General features: G+C 61.5%; 17 protein-coding genes. 9 read left to right on the forward strand and 8 right to left on the reverse strand.

Annotation, left to right across the window (positions count from 1 at the left end; all coding sequences use genetic code 11):
• Positions 1–76 precede the first annotated feature (76 nt).
• Genes EGM97_RS03480 through EGM97_RS03490 form a run of 3 tightly spaced genes read right to left on the reverse strand, consistent with a single transcriptional unit; the run spans position 77 to position 2,172 of the window.
• Positions 77–397 carry a hypothetical protein gene (locus tag EGM97_RS03480; RefSeq protein ID WP_053148297.1) on the reverse strand — a complete coding sequence of 107 codons (321 nt, stop codon included), beginning with the start codon at positions 395–397 and terminating at the stop codon, positions 77–79.
• A gap of 54 nt (positions 398–451) precedes the next feature.
• The gene (mutM, locus tag EGM97_RS03485; protein ID WP_238960685.1) at positions 452–1,264 is read right to left on the reverse strand and encodes a bifunctional DNA-formamidopyrimidine glycosylase/DNA-(apurinic or apyrimidinic site) lyase; all 813 of its coding nucleotides are present in this window, start codon (positions 1,262–1,264) and stop codon (positions 452–454) included.
• 38 nt (positions 1,265–1,302) lie between these two features.
• Entirely contained in the window at positions 1,303–2,172 is an 870-nt protein-coding gene (locus tag EGM97_RS03490) for an HDOD domain-containing protein (protein ID WP_238960684.1), read from the reverse strand.
• A gap of 155 nt (positions 2,173–2,327) precedes the next feature.
• Here EGM97_RS03490 and EGM97_RS03495 point away from each other — a divergent pair, with 155 nt between their 5' ends.
• The 5 genes from EGM97_RS03495 to ilvD all read left to right on the forward strand — a co-directional run bounded on the left by EGM97_RS03495 (position 2,328) and on the right by ilvD (position 9,291).
• Entirely contained in the window at positions 2,328–3,524 is a 1,197-nt protein-coding gene (locus EGM97_RS03495; protein WP_053148303.1) for a class I SAM-dependent rRNA methyltransferase, read from the forward strand.
• Positions 3,525–3,955: 431 nt separating this feature from the next.
• Positions 3,956–5,038: a SagB family peptide dehydrogenase gene (locus EGM97_RS03500; protein WP_238960683.1), complete on the forward strand. Its 1,083-nt coding sequence runs from the start codon at positions 3,956–3,958 to the stop codon at positions 5,036–5,038.
• Positions 5,035–5,988: a diiron oxygenase gene (locus tag EGM97_RS03505; protein WP_238960682.1), complete on the forward strand. Its 954-nt coding sequence runs from the start codon at positions 5,035–5,037 to the stop codon at positions 5,986–5,988. The genes EGM97_RS03500 and EGM97_RS03505 overlap by 4 nt, the downstream gene beginning before the upstream one ends.
• Positions 5,981–7,186, forward strand: a complete 1,206-nt coding sequence (locus EGM97_RS03510) for an MFS transporter (RefSeq protein WP_238960681.1) — start codon at positions 5,981–5,983, stop codon at positions 7,184–7,186. The genes EGM97_RS03505 and EGM97_RS03510 overlap by 8 nt, the downstream gene beginning before the upstream one ends.
• Before the next feature lie 263 nt (positions 7,187–7,449).
• Entirely contained in the window at positions 7,450–9,291 is a 1,842-nt protein-coding gene (gene ilvD, locus EGM97_RS03515; protein ID WP_238960680.1) for a dihydroxy-acid dehydratase, read from the forward strand.
• Between the two features lie 137 nt (positions 9,292–9,428).
• Here the strand turns inward: ilvD and EGM97_RS03520 are convergent, their stop codons facing one another.
• Positions 9,429–10,484 carry an HAD family hydrolase gene (locus EGM97_RS03520; protein ID WP_238960679.1) on the reverse strand — a complete coding sequence of 352 codons (1,056 nt, stop codon included), beginning with the start codon at positions 10,482–10,484 and terminating at the stop codon, positions 9,429–9,431.
• Positions 10,485–10,729: 245 nt separating this feature from the next.
• On the opposite strand from EGM97_RS03520, the gene EGM97_RS03525 reads away from it, so the two are divergent.
• Positions 10,730–12,121 carry an L-cystine transporter gene (locus EGM97_RS03525; protein WP_238960678.1) on the forward strand — a complete coding sequence of 464 codons (1,392 nt, stop codon included), beginning with the start codon at positions 10,730–10,732 and terminating at the stop codon, positions 12,119–12,121.
• Positions 12,122–12,217: 96 nt separating this feature from the next.
• Here the strand turns inward: EGM97_RS03525 and EGM97_RS03530 are convergent, their stop codons facing one another.
• On the reverse strand, positions 12,218–12,730 hold the full coding sequence (locus EGM97_RS03530; RefSeq protein WP_238960677.1) for a dihydrofolate reductase: 513 nt from the start codon (positions 12,728–12,730) through the stop codon (positions 12,218–12,220).
• 96 nt (positions 12,731–12,826) lie between these two features.
• Here EGM97_RS03530 and EGM97_RS03535 point away from each other — a divergent pair, with 96 nt between their 5' ends.
• Positions 12,827–14,194 (forward strand): DUF2868 domain-containing protein, encoded by a 1,368-nt coding sequence (locus EGM97_RS03535; protein WP_238960824.1) that lies wholly within the window; start codon positions 12,827–12,829, stop codon positions 14,192–14,194.
• Complete coding sequence (locus EGM97_RS03540; protein ID WP_238960676.1) at positions 14,187–15,560, forward strand: GTPase/DUF3482 domain-containing protein; 1,374 nt, start codon at positions 14,187–14,189, stop codon at positions 15,558–15,560. The genes EGM97_RS03535 and EGM97_RS03540 overlap by 8 nt, the downstream gene beginning before the upstream one ends.
• 185 nt (positions 15,561–15,745) lie before the next feature.
• Here EGM97_RS03540 and EGM97_RS03545 read toward each other — a convergent pair whose 3' ends face one another.
• Both EGM97_RS03545 and EGM97_RS03550 read right to left on the reverse strand, forming a co-directional pair.
• On the reverse strand, positions 15,746–16,237 hold the full coding sequence (locus EGM97_RS03545; RefSeq protein ID WP_238960675.1) for a 2-thiouracil desulfurase family protein: 492 nt from the start codon (positions 16,235–16,237) through the stop codon (positions 15,746–15,748).
• Positions 16,238–16,239: 2 nt separating this feature from the next.
• Positions 16,240–16,869: a 2OG-Fe(II) oxygenase gene (locus EGM97_RS03550; RefSeq protein ID WP_238960674.1), complete on the reverse strand. Its 630-nt coding sequence runs from the start codon at positions 16,867–16,869 to the stop codon at positions 16,240–16,242.
• 140 nt (positions 16,870–17,009) lie between these two features.
• Here EGM97_RS03550 and EGM97_RS03555 point away from each other — a divergent pair, with 140 nt between their 5' ends.
• Complete coding sequence (locus tag EGM97_RS03555; RefSeq protein ID WP_238960673.1) at positions 17,010–17,753, forward strand: DUF2059 domain-containing protein; 744 nt, start codon at positions 17,010–17,012, stop codon at positions 17,751–17,753.
• Between the two features lie 130 nt (positions 17,754–17,883).
• Here the strand turns inward: EGM97_RS03555 and bipL are convergent, their stop codons facing one another.
• A complete protein-coding gene (bipL, locus tag EGM97_RS03560) occupies positions 17,884–18,831 on the reverse strand; it encodes a phospholipase BipL (RefSeq protein WP_238960672.1) in 948 nt (315 codons plus the stop codon).
• Between the last annotated feature and the right edge of the window lie 17 nt (positions 18,832–18,848).

Genomic DNA, 18,848 nt, shown 5'->3' on the forward strand with positions numbered 1-18,848 from the left:
CGTCCTGAGCGGCCCTCCTGTGGGAGCGAGCCTGCTCGCGATGAGGCCATCAGCCATACCACAAAGCCAGCGGCCTTCACTCCTGCCGCTCAAACCCCTCCCCAATACACCCCAGACACCGCACGAACGTGGCCTTGGCCGGGTCCACAACCAAGGCCTTCCCCGCATCGCCAACCCCACCGCCCAGCGCGGTAAAGGGCAACGACACGACGAATGCACCGGCCCCAATCACGGTAGCGGCGAGCAGGAGCGGACGGGCGATCAGCAGGTCGCCGATCATGGCGTAGGCCGGCGGATTCTGGATGGTGTAGCGCGGGTCACCGCTGCCGGTGTTCGCCAGCGCAGGCAAACCGACACTCAGCAGCAGCGCAAGAACGACGGGGCGAAGCAGATTCATGGGTCGGTCCTTCGGCTAGACAGTATGACTACTGACTATAGACCGTAGGAGAAATCACCTCTGACAGCGAGGACACCAGACACTCGCACGCTGGCCCAGCCGAATTTCCCGCAGCCCCGTTCCACAAACCTTGCACAGCTCACCGCCCCGGCCATACACGAACAACTCCTGCTGGAAATACCCCGGCTGACCATCGCCCCCGATAAAGTCCCGCAACGTGGTGCCGCCGCGTTCGATGGCATGGGCAAGAATGCGTTTGATCTCGATGGCCAGTTTCAGGTACCGGGCTCGGGAAATACCCCCGGCTTCCCGGCGCGGGTCGATCCCGGCGGCGAACAGCGCTTCGGTTGCATAAATGTTGCCCACGCCTACCACCACCGCGTTATCCATGATGAACGGCTTGACCGCCATGGAACGCCCACGGGAAAGCTGGAACAAGCGTTCGCCGTCGAACAGATCAGTCAGCGGCTCCGGCCCGAGACGGATCAGCAGTTCGTGGTTGAGCGGATCAAGACTCCAAAGCATCGCGCCGAAACGTCGAGGATCGGTGTAGCGCAAGGCCAGGCCGGACTCCAGCTCGATGTCCACATGCTCGTGCTTGCCAGCCGGCATACCCACCTCCACCAGACGCAGGTTGCCGGACATGCCCAGATGACTGATCAACGTGCCCACTTCGGCATTGATCAGCAGGTACTTGGCGCGCCGCTCCACTTGCACGATCCGCTGACCAGAGAGCCGCACATCGAGGTCTTCCGGAATCGGCCAGCGCAGGCGACGATCACGCACAATCACGCGGCTAACCCGCTGTCCTTCAAGGTGTGGCGCAATCCCGCGACGGGTGGTTTCGACTTCCGGCAGTTCTGGCATGGTGTTCTCGAATGAGCAATGTTCGGTGCTATCGGGTTTCAGCGAGTGGCAAGGTCGCGGATTTCCTGTTTCTGGGTCTGGAAGTCATATTCCGACAAACCGATGTATTCGAGCACCAGCTCGCCGACACACGCCCATTCGTGGTCCTCGGCCTGGTTGCCCAGCACCCGGTACGACGCACAGATGTGTTCGGACATCTTCAGGATCGCCAGCAGGTTCTTCAGTTGACTGTTGTTGCGTGAAGACTCGTCGCTGAAAATCGCCAGAGCGTTATGGTGGTTGGCGATGGCCTGGCTGACGTGGTCCGGCAAGCGCCATGACTTGGAGGTGTAGTAACCGACCACCGCGTGGTTGGTATTGAATACGCGATTCTCGGTGTCCACCACCCGGCATTCGGCGCTGGCATTGGCATACGCCTCCTCCAGCACGCTCATGTAATTGGGGAACTGCTTGAGCATCAAGGGCACGCCGCAATCATGGAACAACCCAAGGGCATAGGCTTCGTCGCCATTCTCCAGGCCGACGCGCTTGGCCAAAGTGAGGCAGGTCATCGCCACGTCTTGAGCCGTATCCCAGAAGCGGTTCAGGGTGACAATGGTGTCGTCGTGCAACTCGCCCTTGATCGACTGGGCGTTGATCAGGTTGATGATCGAGCGACTACCCAACAGATTCACGGCCCGCTGGATCGAGGTGATCTTGTTACGCAGGCCGTAATACGGCGAGTTGACGATTTTCAACAAAGCCCCGGACAGGCCAGGGTCCTGGGAAATCAATTTGGCGATGGTCTCCAGGTCCGGGTCGGGCATGTACTGCTCCATCTGAAGATCCACCATGATCTGCGGCTGGGGCGGGACACTGATGCCTTGCAGGGCTTGTTGGATCTGTTCGGCGGAAAGTTCTTGGGACATGAGTACATACTCTGGGCACAGGCGGCGATTCTAACCCTTAAAGATGACTCCGAAACACCGCCGGCGCGGATCGGGGAAACTTTCATTCATCGCCCACCGAGCCCGCCTGTCACCGCGACGCGGTATACTCCCGCTCTTTTTTCCGGAGCGACCTCATGTCCCTGCCCAGCCTGCGCCTCAAAGCCAATGCCGACCGCCGCCTGCGCGCCGGTCATCTGTGGGTCTACAGTAACGAAATCGACGTAGCCGCCACGCCGCTGCACGGTTTCAAGGCCGGCGACCAGGCGATCCTCGAGGCCGCCGGCGGCAAACCGCTGGGCGTTGTCGCAATGAGCCCGAACAACCTCATCTGCGCGCGCCTGCTGTCGCGCGATGCGAAGCTGCCACTGGACAAATCCCTGCTGGTACACCGCCTCAACGTGGCGCTGTCCCTGCGTGAGCGGTTGTTCGACAAACCGTTCTATCGCCTGGTCTACGGCGATTCGGACCTGTTGCCTGGCCTGGTGGTCGACCGTTTCGGCGACATCCTCGTGGTACAAATCGCATCCGCCACCATGGAAGCGCACAAAGACGACGTCATCGCCGCTCTGACCCAGGTACTCAAGCCCAGCGGCATCCTGTTCAAGAACGACTCCGCCGCCCGTGACGCCGAGGGCCTGGAACGCTACGTCGAAACGGTTTTCGGCCTGGTGCCTGAATGGGTAGCCCTGGAAGAGAACGGCGTGAAGTTCGAAGCGCCGGTCATGGAAGGCCAGAAAACCGGCTGGTTCTATGATCACCGCATGAATCGCGCACGCCTGGCGCCCTATGCCAAGGGCAAACGCGTGCTGGACCTGTTCAGCTACATTGGCGGCTGGGGCGTGCAAGCCGCCGCATTCGGCGCCAGTGAAGTGTTCTGCGTCGACGCTTCGGGCTTCGCCCTCGACGGTGTCGAACGCAACGCGGCACTCAATGGCTTTGCTGAAAAGCTGACCTGCATCGAAGGCGATGTGTTCGAAGCCCTGAAGGAACTCAAGGCCAGTGAAGAACGCTTCGACGTGATCGTCGCCGACCCTCCGGCCTTCATCAAGCGCAAGAAAGACCTCAAGAATGGCGAAGGCGCCTACCGCCGCCTCAACGAACAAGCCATGCGCCTGCTCACCAAGGACGGCATCCTGGTCAGCGCTTCGTGCTCGATGCACCTGCCTGAGGATGATCTGCAGAACATCCTGTTGACCAGCGCCCGCCATTTGGACCGCAACATCCAGCTGCTTGAACGCGGCGGTCAGGGGCCAGACCACCCGGTACACCCTGCCATTGCCGAAACCCGCTACATCAAGAGCATCATCTGCCGGCTGTTGCCCAACAGTTGAGTTTCACGACGGGGCCGACGCTTCGGCTCCGCACTCGCTTACATTCCAATCGCAGCCCAGGCTGCGATTTTTTTGTCTGAAAAATCACCTTATGCCGTCGTTAATAACGACACCCATAAATTCTGTACGAACTCTCCCACATTATTACTGGAGCTTTCCTACTCAATATCCGCTTGCCAATCATTCATTAAAAATTAATTATTTGAACGTCACTTCGAAAGTGACTCCACTGGAAACACAACACCTATCAAAAACAAAGGAGCTGTATCATGAAAGCAATCAATCTGGAAGCTGACAAAATCGCAAACCTGGCCGGTCTGATTGTTCCAAAAGCCGTCGCCAAATAAGTACGTAAGCGGGTAGAAACAGGGCTGGGGAACGCCGGCGCCCTGGCCCTTTCCTGGCCCTTCGTATAAGCGGAATCAGCCCCGATGCATATAAACCCTTGCCTGTTCATCCTTGCCCGCCCACCCCATCAGGTCGTTTGGAACTATGAACAACATACTCAATTCGAACTGGAACTTGATTACTCGACACGACTTGCAAAACTCATACAAGACCCCTCTCGATTCGATATACATAACGCCATTGATGTGGATCTGCTGAATGCCGACATAATTATCGAAAAAGAAAGAGAACCCGCTCATTGGAAGTGGGATGAGCTCTCCAGAATCTTTCATCTCGGCACAAAAAACATTCCGTACGCAAACATTCCTCAAGATGTAAATGAATGGGCGAACCTGTATCTGCAACATTGCGACGAAGTGCTTTCTTCGCCCAGGCCTCCCGCCAGGATCAAACACGATTCCGCCGCCCGAGTGGCCCTGTCGCCCCCTCTATTGGCCGACTTGCATGACGCTTCGCTGGCGCGAGCCCTGATCGACCGGAAAACGTCGCGTTCATTCCACGAACAGCCAATATCAATCGAGCAAGTCAGCACACTGCTTTACCTGACCCTGGGTTACCTGAGCGAACGTCAGGGCGCCCGTGAGGGTGCCTGTCCGGAATCATTGGGCGCCAGGCGCAGCAGCCCGTCAGGGGGCGGCCTGAATGCCTGCGAGGGTTATCTTTACGTCCGCAACGTGACCGGGCTGACACCGGGCCTCTATGCCTATCATCCTGACGAACACGCCCTGAGTCTGGTCGGCCCCCTGCCGGATGCGCCCTTGGGTCGAATGCTTTGCGGCCAGCACTTCATCAACCCTTTGCCGTTCGGGTTGTTCATCACCTCGCGCTTCGACAAGCTCTGGTGGAAATACGAGCACTCCCGCGCCTACCGCATGGCTTTCGTCGAAACGGGCCATGTTTCCCAGACGTTCCTGATGGTCGCTACTGCCCTCGGTCTCGACACCTGGCTGACCGGGGCGCTGAGCGACCAAGAGGTCGAGCGGCTGCTGGGGCTTGAGGACTCCTGCGAACAACCCCTGTTTTTTGTCGGCTGCGGCCATGGCGACGGACAGGTGCACTGTAAAGAACTGATGGCCCTGATCGAACGCCAGGATGCTGCGTCATGACCGGCGCCACCTTCATGCAATTGCCGCGCTACACCTTGGGCGACTGGGACAACAAGGCTGCGGTGCGTACCCGTCGGGATCACTACCGTCTGCCCGACGACCTGGAACAGCAACTTTCAATCCGGGACTGGTTTCCGCCAGCCTTCATTCCCTATGTCGAACATCCATTGGTCCACCGCGCAGGCCGCGCCGTCGCCCAGCGTCTGGCGGCTAATCACCTGGTGTACTTCCTCGACTACACGACCTTGCTCGAACACCGGGTCGTCAATCGCTCGGTCGAGACCATCGTGCATGGTGAACTGGCCGTGCCTATCCCAGGACAGATGAAAACCGCGGCCCTGCAGCTTTATACCGATGAGGGCTATCACGCACTTTTTTCCAATGAGGTGGCCGAGCAGATCGCGGCCCTCTACGGTATCGAGGATCGCCAACCGCCCAGGCGCATCAACCGGCTATTGGCCATGATCGAAGCCACTTCGCCTACGGACCGTCCCCTGGCCTGGTTCCTGCTGGGGTTCGTCTCCGAAACGATCATTGCCAGGGAGCTGCTCGCCGTTACCCGCCATACCCTGGTTTGCACGGTGTACCGCATGCTCCGGAACCACCTCGAAGACGAGGCGCGCCACAGCCGCTACTTCAGCCAGGTGTTCCAGTACCTGTGGTCAGCCCTGGACGCCACTCAACGCGACCTCGCCGCCGGGATGCTGCTGCGTATCATCGGGCTCTATTTCGAGCCGGACGAGCCCTGGTTGCTGCGCAGTCTCGCCAGTGCCGGCTTCGAGGAACAATCCTCACGACAGATCATTTTCGCTCTCCTGCAGCCAGGTGCTCATGCCCAGCGCGTTCGTTCCGGCGCGGTATCGACGTTTACCGCCATGCGCAACGCAAGCCTCTTCGATAACGACCACTACCGGATGGTTTTCACCCAAGCGGGATTCATCGATGGCTGATACCAGGCGTTCACCCCACCCCCATAAGCCAGCCGCAGTCGGTTTACTGCTCACGCTGACCTTGCTCGGCGTGTTCCCGATCGATGTGGTGCTGCCCTCGTTCCCTGCGCTGTCCGAGCACTTCGGGCACTCATCATCCGACATCGCCCTGTCCGTCAGTCTGTTCGCGGTGGGCATCGCCCTCTCGCAACTGCTGGTGGGCCCTCTCTCCGACGCCCTGGGCCGCAAAGCCCTGTTGCTGGTTGGCATCACGGTCGCGGCGATGGGCGCGATCGGGTGCGTCATAGCCGATAACTACGGGGTCTTTCTGTTTTTCCGAGTCGTCCAGGCTCTGGGATGCGGCTGTTTTGTCCTTTCCCAAGCCTTGATCCAGGACCTCTTTGACGGAAGGGAACAGCAACGACTGCGAATATTCCTGGTGACCTGCGGCGGTATATTCATTTCGATTTCCCCCTTGGCCGGCACCGGCCTGCAAAGCTGGATGGGCTGGCAGGGCAGCTTCCTGGTATTTGTCGCCCTGGCTATCGGGGCATTTACAAGTGCCTGTCTTTTACTCCCATCTTCCGCGACGACCCAACCTGTGGAACACCTGAACTTCATCGAGGCGTATCGAAAGGTCTGCAGTGACTTCAGCTTCATGGCCTATTGGCTGACCTCTGCGCTGGCTTTTTCCTGTCACTTTTCCTTCGTCGTCATCTCGCCACTGGTTTTCATCGATCAGTTGAAGCTTTCGCCCGAGGCATTTTCGCTGACCCTGCTGGGCTACGGATTGGCCTATATTGGCGGCGGGGCGATGGCAACGGTGTTGAGCAACCGGATCGACTCGCAGACACAAATCGTCTCCGGCCTGGGCCTGATCCTGACGGCTGGGATACTGATGTTCGGACTCTCCAGTCAGCTGGGCCTGTCCATCACCACCTTGCTGCTGCCCATGATTGTCTGCACCGCCGGAACCACCATTGCCCGCGCTGCAGCCCACACTCGGGCCATGAACCTGTTTCCAGAGCAGGCCGGCACGTCGGCATCGGCCGGCAGCGTACTGATCTTCATCGTCGGCGGGCTGACCAGCGCCACGATCAGCCTCACCCCGCTGGACCTGCAAACCACGTTGGCTCTTTGCCTGGTATTACTCAGCCTCCTGGGACTGGCGCTCAACGGCCTGGTCCGGCATCGCCACAAAGTTCTGTTGCCCGGTTGAACGCCCCCTGTCGTTCCGTACGGCATTGGCATCCATTCGGCGATTTGCGTCATTTCATCCTGACGCCAGCGGTGTAGAATCAGGGCATTCATCGCCATTCATCCCCGGCGGGTTTATGAGCTCATGCTGAGGCGCGCAGTGATCCTGCAAAGTCATCGGTCGCTTCTGGACACACAGCCACTCTCGAGTGCTCCAGAACATCAACAGAAGCTCACTTCCCATTGATATCTGATTTGTACCTGATTAGCCGCCCGGAGTGTTCCATGCCCGAATACCGCTCGAAAACATCCACCCATGGCCGCAATATGGCCGGCGCCCGTGCTTTGTGGCGCGCCACGGGGATGAAGGATGACGACTTCAAGAAGCCGATCATCGCCGTTGCCAACTCCTTTACCCAGTTCGTACCCGGCCACGTTCACCTCAAGGACCTGGGCCAACTGGTAGCCCGCGAGATCGAACGCGCCGGTGGCGTCGCCAAGGAATTCAACACCATCGCGGTGGACGACGGCATCGCCATGGGCCATGACGGCATGCTCTATTCGCTGCCGAGCCGCGAGATCATCGCCGACTCCGTCGAATACATGGTCAACGCCCACTGCGCCGACGCCATCGTGTGCATCTCCAACTGCGACAAGATCACCCCCGGCATGCTCATGGCCGCCCTGCGCCTGAATATCCCGGTGATCTTCGTTTCCGGCGGCCCGATGGAAGCCGGCAAGACCAAGTTGGCCAGCCATGGCCTGGACCTGGTAGACGCCATGGTGATCGCCGCCGACTCCAGCGCCTCCGACGAAAAAGTCGCCGAGTACGAGCGCAGCGCTTGCCCGACTTGCGGTTCGTGCTCCGGCATGTTCACCGCCAACTCCATGAACTGCCTGACCGAAGCCCTGGGCCTGGCCCTGCCGGGCAACGGTTCGACCCTCGCCACCCACAGCGACCGCGAGCAGCTGTTCCTGGAGGCCGGCCGTACCATCGTCGAGCTGTGCAAGCGTTACTACGGGGAGAACGACGAGTCGGTATTGCCGCGCAACATCGCCAGCTTCAAGGCATTCGAAAACGCCATGACCCTGGACATCGCCATGGGCGGCTCCACCAACACCATCCTGCATTTGTTGGCGGCGGCCCAGGAAGCCGAGGTCGATTTCGACCTGCGTGACATCGATCGCCTGTCCCGCAACGTGCCTCAACTGTGCAAGGTCGCGCCGAACATCCAGAAGTACCACATGGAAGACGTGCACCGAGCCGGCGGCATCATCAGCATCCTCGGTTCCTTGGCCCGTGGCGGCCTGCTGCACACCGACCTGCCGACCGTGCACAGCAAGACCATGGCCGATGCCATCGCCAAATGGGACATCACCCAGACCAACGACGAAGCCGTGCACCACTTCTTCAAGGCCGGCCCGGCGGGCATTCCGACGCAGACGGCATTCAGCCAGTCGACTCGCTGGGAAACCCTGGACGACGACCGTGAAAACGGCTGCATCCGTAGCGTCGAGCACGCCTACTCCAAGGAAGGCGGCCTGGCTGTGCTCTACGGCAACATTGCTCTGGACGGCTGCGTGGTGAAAACCGCTGGCGTCGACGAGTCGATCCATGTGTTCGAAGGCAACGCCAAGATCTTCGAAAGCCAGGACAGTGCGGTACGCGGCATCCTCGCCGATGAAGTGAAGGCCGGCGATATCGTGATCATTCGTTACGAAGGTCCGAAAGGCGGCCCGGGCATGCAGGAAATGCTCTACCCAACGTCCTACCTGAAATCCAAAGGGCTGGGCAAAGCCTGCGCCCTGCTGACCGACGGCCGTTTCTCCGGCGGCACCTCGGGCCTGTCCATCGGCCACGCTTCGCCGGAAGCCGCCGCAGGTGGCGCCATCGGCCTGGTGCGCGACGGTGACAAGATCCTGATCGACATTCCGAACCGCTCGATCAACCTGCTGATCAGCGATGAAGAACTGGCCGAGCGCCGTGCGGAACAGGACAGGAAAGGCTGGAAGCCGGCGGAAGTTCGTCCGCGCAAAGTGACCACTGCGCTCAAGGCTTATGCCCTGCTCGCCACCAGCGCCGATAAGGGTGCGGTGCGTAACAAAGCGATGCTGGACGGGCTGTAAGCGTCCATAACCGCTCACAAAAAAACCCGTCTAGTGCGGGTTTTTTTGTCTGATATCCCGGGACGATCAATGATCCCCTGTGGGAGCGAGCAGGCTCGCTCCCACAGGGGGTTGTCGAAGCTGATCTGGAGCTGGGATTACTGGATGTCTTCCGGCTTCACGATCACCCAGTTCTTGTCCGCCGTGACCGGCAGCCCTTCCTTGGCCTGGGCAGCGGCGTGCTTGGCCATCATGCCGTTGATCTGGGCCATGTACTTGTCCTTGCGGTTGACCCACAAATGGATCCCACCCTTGGCCACGTCCACATCGTGGAACAGCATGTAGCCGTCGCTGCTGGGCGTATCACCGGCTACCAGCACCGGTTTCTTCCATTCGTCGATGTAGGTCAGGATTGCCGCGTGCTTGCCGGCCATCCAGGTCGCCGGGGTCCACAGATAAGGTGTGTATTCCAGGCCCAGGTTGGCTTTCTCGTCATACTTGCCGGCGGTGATCTGTTTACGGGCGGTGGTCAGCTCGCCAGTCTTGCGGTCCTTGAGCAGCGTGGTCACGCCGATGACGTTCTGCGGCTTGAGGTTGTACCCGTACTTGGGATCGGAAGCGACCATGCGCACCAGCTCTTCGGAAGCGGCGGTCATGACATAGACCTCGATGCCGTTTTCCATCAGCTTGTTGTAGAGCTCGGCCTGGCCGGTGAAGACTTTGGGTGGGTTGACGTTGTATTCGACTACCTTGTCGCCATCGTAATAGGTGGTAGGCACCGGTTTTCCGGAAGCCATCAGCTCGTCGACGTAGCCCTTGAGCTCCTTGAGGGTAAAGCCGGAAAACACTTGGGCAACCCATGGATAGCAGACCATGTCGTCCACTTCGCACAGGCGATAGTAGTAACTGAACAGGCTCTCCTTGTGGTCGGCAGTGTCCTTGAACGGCATCAGCTTCAGGGACGGGTCCAGGGTTTCACGGGTGATGAGGCCCTTGTTTTCCATGAACGGCAGCAACGACTCTTCAAGGTCATAGCGGTAGCTGGTGTTATCCATATCGAACACCGCGTAATTACCCTTATTGGCGTTGGCTGCAATCATCGCCTCCAACGCCTTGGCCTGCTCCGCCGGCCAATGCTTGAGTTCAGTGGCAAACACCTGGCTGGCAAGGCCAAGACCCACGGCGACAGCGAGAAAACGAGGTACGAGCTTCATCGGCATTTCTCCCAGGGGTTCAAAGAGCTCGACGCTAACAAATGCCCGTGACAGTCCTCGCCTACCCGCGACCGCTTGCGTCTTGATCACGCCAGCGACATACCTGCAAACGCCAGCTCCTTATTCCATAAACGACATTCAACATGCCTTTTTAGTATTAATTCTTTAGTAATCAGACTGTTAGGCTCCCCGGTTCGCGGTCGCGGCTTGAAGCGACCGGCACTGTCTTTTCGGAGTCCTTTTTGATGAATCTGCCGCTGATCCTCAATCTGCTGGTGTTCCTCGCCTTGCTGTTCGGTCTGGCGCAAACGCGCCATGGCACTTGGAGTCTGGCAAAAAAAGTGCTGCTGGCACTGGTCCTGGGCGTGGTCTTCGGCATCGTCCTGCACACCATCTACGGCGCCGGCAACCCGGTGCTCAAGGCGTCCATCGGCTGGTTCGACCTGGTGGGCAATGGTTATGTGCAATTGCTGCAGATGATCGTGATCCCTCTGGTCTTCGCCTCGATCCTCAGCGCCGTGGCCCGCCTGCATAACGCCTCGTCCCTGGGCAAGATCAGTTTCCTGACCATCGGCACGCTGCTGTTCACCACGGCCATCGCCGCCCTGATCGGCATCGGCTTGACCAACCTGTTCGGCCTCACCGCCGAAGGCCTGGTGGCCGGGACCCAGGAGCTGGCCCGACTGCAAGTGATCCAGAGCGACTACGCCGGCAAGGTCGCCGACCTGAACATCCCGCAGTTGCTGCTTTCGTTCGTCCCGCAGAACCCGTTTGCCGACCTGGCCCGGGCCAAACCGACCTCGATCATCAGCGTGGTTATTTTTGCAGCCTTCCTGGGCGTCGCCGCGTTGCAGTTGCTCAAGGATGACGCGCAGAAAGGTCAGAAAGTGATCAATGCCATCGACACCCTGCAAAGCTGGGTAACCCGCCTGGTGCGCCTGGTGATGAAGCTGACTCCCTACGGCGTGCTGGCATTGATGACCAAGGTAGTGGCCGGTTCCAACCTGCAGGACATCGTCAAGCTCGGCAGTTTTGTCGTGGTGTCATACCTGGGGCTGGGCCTGATGTTCGTGGTCCACGGCCTGCTGGTCTCTGCCGCCGGGATCAACCCGCTGCGTTTCTTCCGCAAGATCTGGCCGGTGCTGACCTTTGCCTTCACCAGTCGCTCCAGTGCCGCGACCATCCCGCTGAGCATCGAGGCCCAGACCAGCCGCCTCGGTATCCCGCGCGCCATCGCCAGCTTCTCCGCTTCGTTCGGCGCCACCATCGGCCAGAACGGTTGCGCGGGTCTCTATCCGGCCATGCTGGCGGTGATGGTCGCGCCGACGGTGGGTATCAACCCACTGGATCCGCTGTGGATTGCGACGCTGGTGGCAATTGTGACCTTGAGTTCGGCCGGGGTGGCGGGTGTCGGTGGCGGCGCGACGTTCGCGGCGCTGATCGTGCTGCCGGCCATGGGCTTGCCGGTCTCGCTGGTGGCGTTGCTGATTTCCGTCGAGCCGTTGATCGACATGGGCCGCACGGCATTGAACGTCAGCGGCTCGATCACCGCCGGCGCCATTACCAGCCAAGTGATGCAGCAGACTGACAAGGCCGTGCTGGAGGCCGAGGAGCATGCTGAGTTGGTGCATGCCTGATAGACCGCTATCGCGAGCAGGCTCGCTCTCACAGTTGACCGAGGTCTGTCTGACAAAACTCGGCTGACTGTGGGAGCGAGCCTGCTCGCGATGCTCTTAAAGCTTTTCCCACACCTCAAAACTGTACGCCGGCTTATCCCCTTCGGCCGGATTCGGCTGGTTCGAGACCAATTTCCACTGGCTCTCATCGAACTCCGGGAACCACGCATCCCCATCCGGACTCAGCGCCACACGGGTCAGATACAGCCGATCAGCCTGCTCCAGCGCCTGGGTGTAGAGTTGGGCGCCACCTATCAGCATCAACTCATCAACGCCCTGCTCCGCTGCCCAGGACTCAGCTCGCGCCACGGCGGCTTCCAGCGAGGAAAAGACCTCCGCCCCCTCCAGCACCAGGCCGGGCTGGCGGCTGACCACGATGTTCAGGCGTCCAGGCAGCGGTCTGCCCAGCGAGTCCCAGGTCTTGCGCCCCATGATGATCGGCTTGCCCAAGGTGGTGGCCTTGAAGTATTTGAAATCCCCGGGCAGGTGCCAGGGCATGCTGTTGTCGATGCCGATCACGCGGTTTTCACCGAGGGCTGCGATCAGGCTGAGAGGGAGAGTTTTTTTCATGACGGCGAGGATACCAGAGCCCCGACGTACCCCGACAGGCGCCGCAGCGGTTATCCTCAACGTTCATTTGCGACGGAAGCGCCCGTGACTGGACCCCTGACTGAATTGCAAAGCCTCTGGCTGACCGAGACGATACGCCTGCGTGAAGAGCATGCCGGCCCGCTGCAAGACCAGGAAGCCAACCGCCTGGCCCGTACGGCGGGCGGCGATTTATCCAGCCGCATCCGCCACCGTGCCCTGCGCCTGGCCGAGCGCGACGGTCTGACCCAAGCCCTGCGCCACTGGTTGCAAGGGGCGCGCCTGGCCGTGCTGGTATTGACCGTGCTTGCCATCGCCTGCGGTGCCGGCCTGGGATTCGCCGCGCTGGGTGACGGACAGACCCCGGTCAACGTGTTCTGGGCCCTGGGCAGTCTGCTGGGACTGAACCTGATCCTGCTCGTCGGCTGGGCCCTGGGCCTGGTATTTGTCGGTGAGCAGGGCGCGACGCTGGGGCGCCTGTGGCTGTGGCTCAGTGAAAAACTGGCCCGGGATACCAAGGCCGCGCAACTGGCGCCCGCGTTGCTGGTGTTGCTGCAACGGTACAAGCTCAATCGCTGGGCCCTCGGCGCGCTGGTCAACGGCCTGTGGTTGCTGGCAATGCTCAGCGCGCTGGTCATCGTCTTGATGCTGATGGCGACCCGGCGCTATGGCTTCGTCTGGGAGACCACCATTCTCGGCGGCGAGACCTTCGTCGCCCTGACCCGAACCCTCGGCGCCTTGCCGGCTCTGTTGGGGTTCAGTGTGCCGACCATAGACATGATCCGAGCAAGCGGCGACGGAGCCCTCAATCTGGAGACCGCACGCCAGGCCTGGGCCGCTTGGCTGGTCGGCGTGCTGCTGGTCTACGGGGTGTTGCCGCGCCTGTGCCTGGCGTTGCTCTGCCTGTGGCGCTGGCGACGTGGCCGGGCGCGGCTGTGTCTGGACTTGAACCTGCCGGGCTACGCTCAATTGCGCGAGCATCTGATGCCCAGCAGCGAGCGGCTGGGCATCAACGACGCCGCACCCGCGCAGTTGCATCGGGTCGAGCCGGCAGCCGGTGCGGCGCAAAGCGACGGCGCGCTGTTGGTAGCCGTCGAGCTGGACGATCGCCCCTGGCCTCCGAAACTACCGGACACGGTGAAGAACGCCGGTATCCTCGACAGCCGCGAGTCCCGCAACAAGCTCCTGGAACAACTGTCGCGCTTCCCACCCGCGCGACTGGCGATTGCCTGCGACCCTCGGCGCTCACCGGACCGCGGCAGCCTGGCGTTGATCGCCGAGCTGGCCCGCAGCGCCAGCGCCACCCGCGTCTGGCTGTTGCAGGCGCCGCCCGGCGAAGCGCTGGACGCGGAGCGTCTGGGGGATTGGCACACGGCGCTGCAACAGTTGCAACTGCCCTTCGCCGATTGCGCGCCGTTGAACTGGTTGGAGAGCGGCCATGACTGATCCGATTAAACCGCTCAAGTTGGCCGTGGTCGGTCATACCAATGTCGGCAAGACCTCCCTGTTGCGCACACTGACCCGTGACGTCGGCTTTGGCGAAGTCTCCCACCGTCCGAGCACCACCCGCCACGTCGAAGGTGCGCGCCTGTCGGTAGACGGCGAAGCGCTGCTGGAGCTGTACGACACGCCGGGCCTGGAAGACGCTATCGCCCTGCTCGATTACCTGGAACGCCTGGAGCGTCCGGGCGAACGCCTCGACGGCCCGGCGCGCCTGGTTCGTTTCCTCGAAGGCAGCGAAGCCCGGCAACGTTTCGAGCAAGAGGCCAAGGTGTTGCGACAACTGCTCGCCAGTGATGCCGGACTGTATGTCATTGATGCCCGGGAACCGGTGCTGGCCAAGTATCGCGACGAATTAGAGGTACTCGCCAGTTGCGGCAAGCCGCTGCTGCCGGTGCTGAATTTTGTCAGCAACGCCAACCATCGCGAGCAGGCCTGGCGCGAAGCGTTGGGGCGGCTGGGGCTGCATGCCCTGGTGCGCTTTGACAGCGTGGTCCCGCCGGAGGATGGCGAGCGCCGCCTGTATGAGAGTCTCGCGCTGTTGCTCGAAGGCGCTCGTGGGCAACTGGAGCGGCTGGTCGCCGATCAACAGGCCCAACGCCAGGCCCGCCAGCAGAGCGCGGCGCGGCTGATCGCCGAATTACTCATTGACTGCGCCGCCTGCCGCCGCAGTGTCGCCAGCGATCCCGAACTGGAACGCCAGGCCATCAGCGAGTTGCGTAGCGCAGTCCGTCAGCGCGAACAGCGTTGCGTCGAAGCCTTGCTCAAGCTGTTCGCTTTCCGAGCCCAGGACGCGGCGGCCAGCGATCTGCCGCTGCTGGACGGGCGCTGGGGTGACGATCTGTTCAATCCCGAAACCCTCAAACAACTGGGGGTGCGCGTCGGCGGCGGGATCGCGGCGGGTGCCGCGGCCGGTGCCGGCGTGGATTTGCTGGTGGGAGGCCTGACCCTGGGTGCCGCCGCGCTGGCTGGCGCCATCGCCGGCGGCGCCGTGCAAACCGCCCGCGGCTACGGCAACCGGCTGCTGGGCAAGCTCAAGGGCCAGCGCGAGCTGACGGTGGACGACAATGTGCTGCGCCTGTTGGCCCTGCGCCAACGGCAACTGCTGCAAGCCCTCAATCAGCGCGGCCATGCGGCGATGGAGAGCATCCGTATCGCCACGCCCCAGGACAAAAGCTGGCGCGAAGGCAAGCTTCCCGAAGCCCTGACCAAAGCCCGAGCTTATCCGCAGTGGTCATCGCTCAACCCACAACCACGCTTGAGCCAGGCTGAGCGGCAGGAGCAGATTGAACAATTGGCCGGGCAGCTCTGAAACCAAGCCCCTGCTCAGCGGCCTTACTCAAACCTGTGGCGAGGGGCTTTATCCCCGTTGGGGTGTGAAGCGCCCCCAAAAGGATTGCACGCGATTGGTTTGATACACCGAGGCGTCATGTTTGGGGCTGCTTCGCACCCCAACGGGGATAAATCCCCTCGCCACAACGGCCGCGCTGCCTTTGGTTATTCCTTGATCAAGGCCATCAACGCCGCCGCGGCTTCCGGCAATTGCAACTCGCTGAAGACCTTTACGCCATGACGCTTGAGCAACGCAGCGGTCACGCCTTCGCCACGGACCTTCACACCGCTGAACGTCCCGTCATAGGTCAGCAGGTTACCGCACGACGGGCTGTTGGCCTTGAGCACAGCGATCCGGATGCCGTGTTCACGGACCTGATCCAGCGCCTGATGGGCACCTGATAAAAACTGGGCGCTGACGTCTTCGCCATCAGCGGTGACCACCGCAACCTCGCCGTCGAGCACACGTACGCCCTGCCCACCGGCAATCTCCGCCGGTGCCCGAGGCGTGGGCAAGCCACCTGCGACTTCCGGGCACAGCGGCACGACCCGGCCTTCGTCCAGCCATTGCTGCAGCACATCGAACGGCCCGCTGGCACCACCGTCGTAGCGCACGCGATGACCGAGCAGGCAGCGACTGACCAGGATCTTTTCCATGCTCAGAACAACTCGCTGCCGCGGCGCCGGAACCAGCCGGTCAAAGACAGGCGATCGCGGGTGGCAGGCAGCACTTCATGGGGTATATCGCCCGACAGGAACACTACCAGGCAGCCGCCCCTGGGCAGTACGTCATGTTCGGCGTCGTCCAGGTACATGCGCAGTTGACCGCCCTGTTCCGGTAACCAGTCGTCGTTGAGGTACAACACCGCCGACACCATGCGCCGGTCGTCGTCGCGAAAGCGGTCGACATGCTTGAGGTAGAACGCACCGGGCGGGTACAGCGCGAAGTGACTCTCGAAATCTTCCAGGCCCAGGAACAGCCCCCGGTTCATCGCCTCGCGCAGACTGTCCATCAGCCCCAGGTAAAGGTCGCAGGCCTGCGCCTGGCCGGGTTCGATCCATTGGATACGATCGCCCCGGATGCCCTCACGGATTTCCGAGAACGGCCCGCGCCCGACCGCGGCCGGGGCCAGTTCGCCCTCGGCGGCGCGTTGGCGACATTCGGCCGCCAGGGCACGGGTCAAGTCGTCCGGCAGGAAAAGGTCCTGCTGCGACCAGCCGCGCTCGGCGAGGTCGTCCACGATACGTAACAGCAGCGGGTGATCAGAAGGTATTTGCATGGCGCGCATAGTATGCCTGTGCCGGTAAAACCAACAGCGCCACGCAGCGGGTTGGGCGCTGCGGGTAGCACTGTCGTACGAACTTGATACGAATTCTCGACAAGACCTCACACCCCACGGAGAATAGTCGGCTGCTGACAGGAGTCCCTATGCGCCGTTTGCTTTTCTCACTGTTGATGTTCTGCGTCATGCCCGCCTGGGCAGACAGCTACGACCAGTTGTACAAGGTCGCCGGCTGGCCGGAACAGCGCGCGCATTTCAACGATGCCTTGGGCGCCGCGCAACAGCGTTATCAGAACAGCCTGCCACCGGCGGTGTTCCAGGCGCTGGTGAACAACAGCAATCAACGTTTTGCCCCACAGGCCATGGACCAGAGGGCCGAAGCACAACTGCGCAAGCATCTCGGCAACCCGGGACCTGCCCTGGATTTCTTCCAGTCGCCACTGGGTCGCAAGGTGGTGGCCGCCGAGTTGCTGGCCACACGTCGTGATCAACTGGCCAAGAATGCCAGAGGCCTGCCCAAGATGCAGGCCAGCGACAATCGGCTGCTGATCATCGGCCACCTGGCGCAAGCCCTGCCCGCCCGAGAGGCCGGCGCCGAAGTCAGCCTGGCGATCGCCGGCGTGGCGGCCGACAGCCTGAGTTCGATGATCCCCGGCCTGTTGGGCGCCGGCCAGACCCAGAGCATGCTGAACGGCCAGCGTCAGCGGCTGATGGAACAGATCGGCGCCGACCTGAACAACACCCTGCTCTACGTCTACCGCGACCTGACGGATACGGAACTGGAAGAGTTCGCCACCTTCGCCGAATCGGCCGAGGGCCAGGCTTATTATCAAGCGGCGCTGGCGGCAATTCGGGCGGGTTTGGCGGTGGGGCAGAATCTGGGGCAGTAGCTCGATCTTTGGCGCCTGGAATTGCGCCATCGCGAGCAGGCTCGCACACACTGGAGCGCGGCCAGTCGCGAAATTCGACGTCACCCAATCTCCTGTGGGAGCGAGCCTGCTCGCGATAGCCATGCCCAGGTCAATCCCGGAGCCGACTCATCCGCTTGCTCAAGAACCCAAACATTTCCTGACGCATCGCCAGCGCTTCGTTCGCCAGGTGATGCCGACCCTCGGGCAGCATCAACACCTGGGGCCGGTCGAATTTGCTGCGCAGCACTTGCAGGTTGTGCTTCCAATCCACCGTCATGTCCGCTTGCCCTTGCACGATCAACGGCCGGCGCGGGCTACTGGGAGCGGCTTCGATACGCTTGATCCATTGCGCCAGCGCGCCCACCCACGCGGTGGGCAAACGCAGCGGTTGCAACGGGTCGGCTTGCAGGAACGGCAGGAAACCGGGATCGGTGGAGTTCTCGCTGAAGCGCCGGGCAATACCGCTCACGAAAGGCTTGAGCAGGTAGTAACTCAAGCGCGACCAACCCCATGCCCGTGGCCGCACCAGAGGCGACAGCAAAATGACCTGCCCCTGGGCCGGGCTCTGCGCGCCGTGGTGGAGCACATGATCGACCACAATCGCCCCGCCTGTACTTTGCCCACACAGGTGCCAGGGGTGCGGCAGCCCTAGCGTCGCGGCCTCGGCCAGCAGCCCCTGCAACGTCGCCTGGTATTCGGCGAAATCGCCGATACTGGCGCGTTCACCGCTCGACAGCCCGTGACCCGGCAGGTCGCATGCGATGACCGCGAACTTCTGTTCCAGGGCCCACTCGATCAAGTGCCGGTACAGCCCCATATGATCGTAGTAGCCATGAAACACAAATACCGTCGCCACGGCTTTTTCCGGCCACCAGACTTGCCCGACCAACTCATATCCGCCGACTTCGAAGCGTCCCAGCCCCTTGCGCACGCTGCGCTGGGGAAAATCCAGTCCATAGAAGTGCTGGTAGGCCTGCGCCTGCTCGGACAGCGGCTGCCACTGGGCCAGGGATGGCAGGCTGGCGCGCAGATGATCGGGATCGAAAGTGGCAGGCATCAATATTTCCAGGCAGA

Source organism: Pseudomonas sp. AF32 (assembly GCF_022342325.2).
Classification (GTDB): Bacteria; Pseudomonadota; Gammaproteobacteria; order Pseudomonadales; family Pseudomonadaceae; genus Aquipseudomonas; species Aquipseudomonas uvaldensis.

Excerpts from the sequence above, each read along its gene's own strand:
- ilvD (WP_238960680.1), top strand. The coding sequence starts at position 7,450 with ATGCCCGAATACCGCTCGAAAACATCCACCCATGGCCGCAATATGGCC.
- EGM97_RS03500 (WP_238960683.1), top strand. The coding sequence starts at position 3,956 with ATGCATATAAACCCTTGCCTGTTCATCCTTGCCCGCCCACCCCATCAG.
- EGM97_RS03555 (WP_238960673.1), top strand. The coding sequence starts at position 17,010 with ATGCGCCGTTTGCTTTTCTCACTGTTGATGTTCTGCGTCATGCCCGCC.
- EGM97_RS03525 (WP_238960678.1), top strand. The coding sequence starts at position 10,730 with ATGAATCTGCCGCTGATCCTCAATCTGCTGGTGTTCCTCGCCTTGCTG.
- EGM97_RS03540 (WP_238960676.1), top strand. The coding sequence starts at position 14,187 with ATGACTGATCCGATTAAACCGCTCAAGTTGGCCGTGGTCGGTCATACC.
- EGM97_RS03480 (WP_053148297.1), bottom strand. The coding sequence starts at position 397 with ATGAATCTGCTTCGCCCCGTCGTTCTTGCGCTGCTGCTGAGTGTCGGT.
- EGM97_RS03545 (WP_238960675.1), bottom strand. The coding sequence starts at position 16,237 with ATGGAAAAGATCCTGGTCAGTCGCTGCCTGCTCGGTCATCGCGTGCGC.
- mutM (WP_238960685.1), bottom strand. The coding sequence starts at position 1,264 with ATGCCAGAACTGCCGGAAGTCGAAACCACCCGTCGCGGGATTGCGCCA.
- EGM97_RS03530 (WP_238960677.1), bottom strand. The coding sequence starts at position 12,730 with ATGAAAAAAACTCTCCCTCTCAGCCTGATCGCAGCCCTCGGTGAAAAC.
- EGM97_RS03510 (WP_238960681.1), top strand. The coding sequence starts at position 5,981 with ATGGCTGATACCAGGCGTTCACCCCACCCCCATAAGCCAGCCGCAGTC.
- EGM97_RS03520 (WP_238960679.1), bottom strand. The coding sequence starts at position 10,484 with ATGAAGCTCGTACCTCGTTTTCTCGCTGTCGCCGTGGGTCTTGGCCTT.
- bipL (WP_238960672.1), bottom strand. The coding sequence starts at position 18,831 with ATGCCTGCCACTTTCGATCCCGATCATCTGCGCGCCAGCCTGCCATCC.
- EGM97_RS03505 (WP_238960682.1), top strand. The coding sequence starts at position 5,035 with ATGACCGGCGCCACCTTCATGCAATTGCCGCGCTACACCTTGGGCGAC.
- EGM97_RS03495 (WP_053148303.1), top strand. The coding sequence starts at position 2,328 with ATGTCCCTGCCCAGCCTGCGCCTCAAAGCCAATGCCGACCGCCGCCTG.
- EGM97_RS03550 (WP_238960674.1), bottom strand. The coding sequence starts at position 16,869 with ATGCGCGCCATGCAAATACCTTCTGATCACCCGCTGCTGTTACGTATC.
- EGM97_RS03490 (WP_238960684.1), bottom strand. The coding sequence starts at position 2,172 with ATGTCCCAAGAACTTTCCGCCGAACAGATCCAACAAGCCCTGCAAGGC.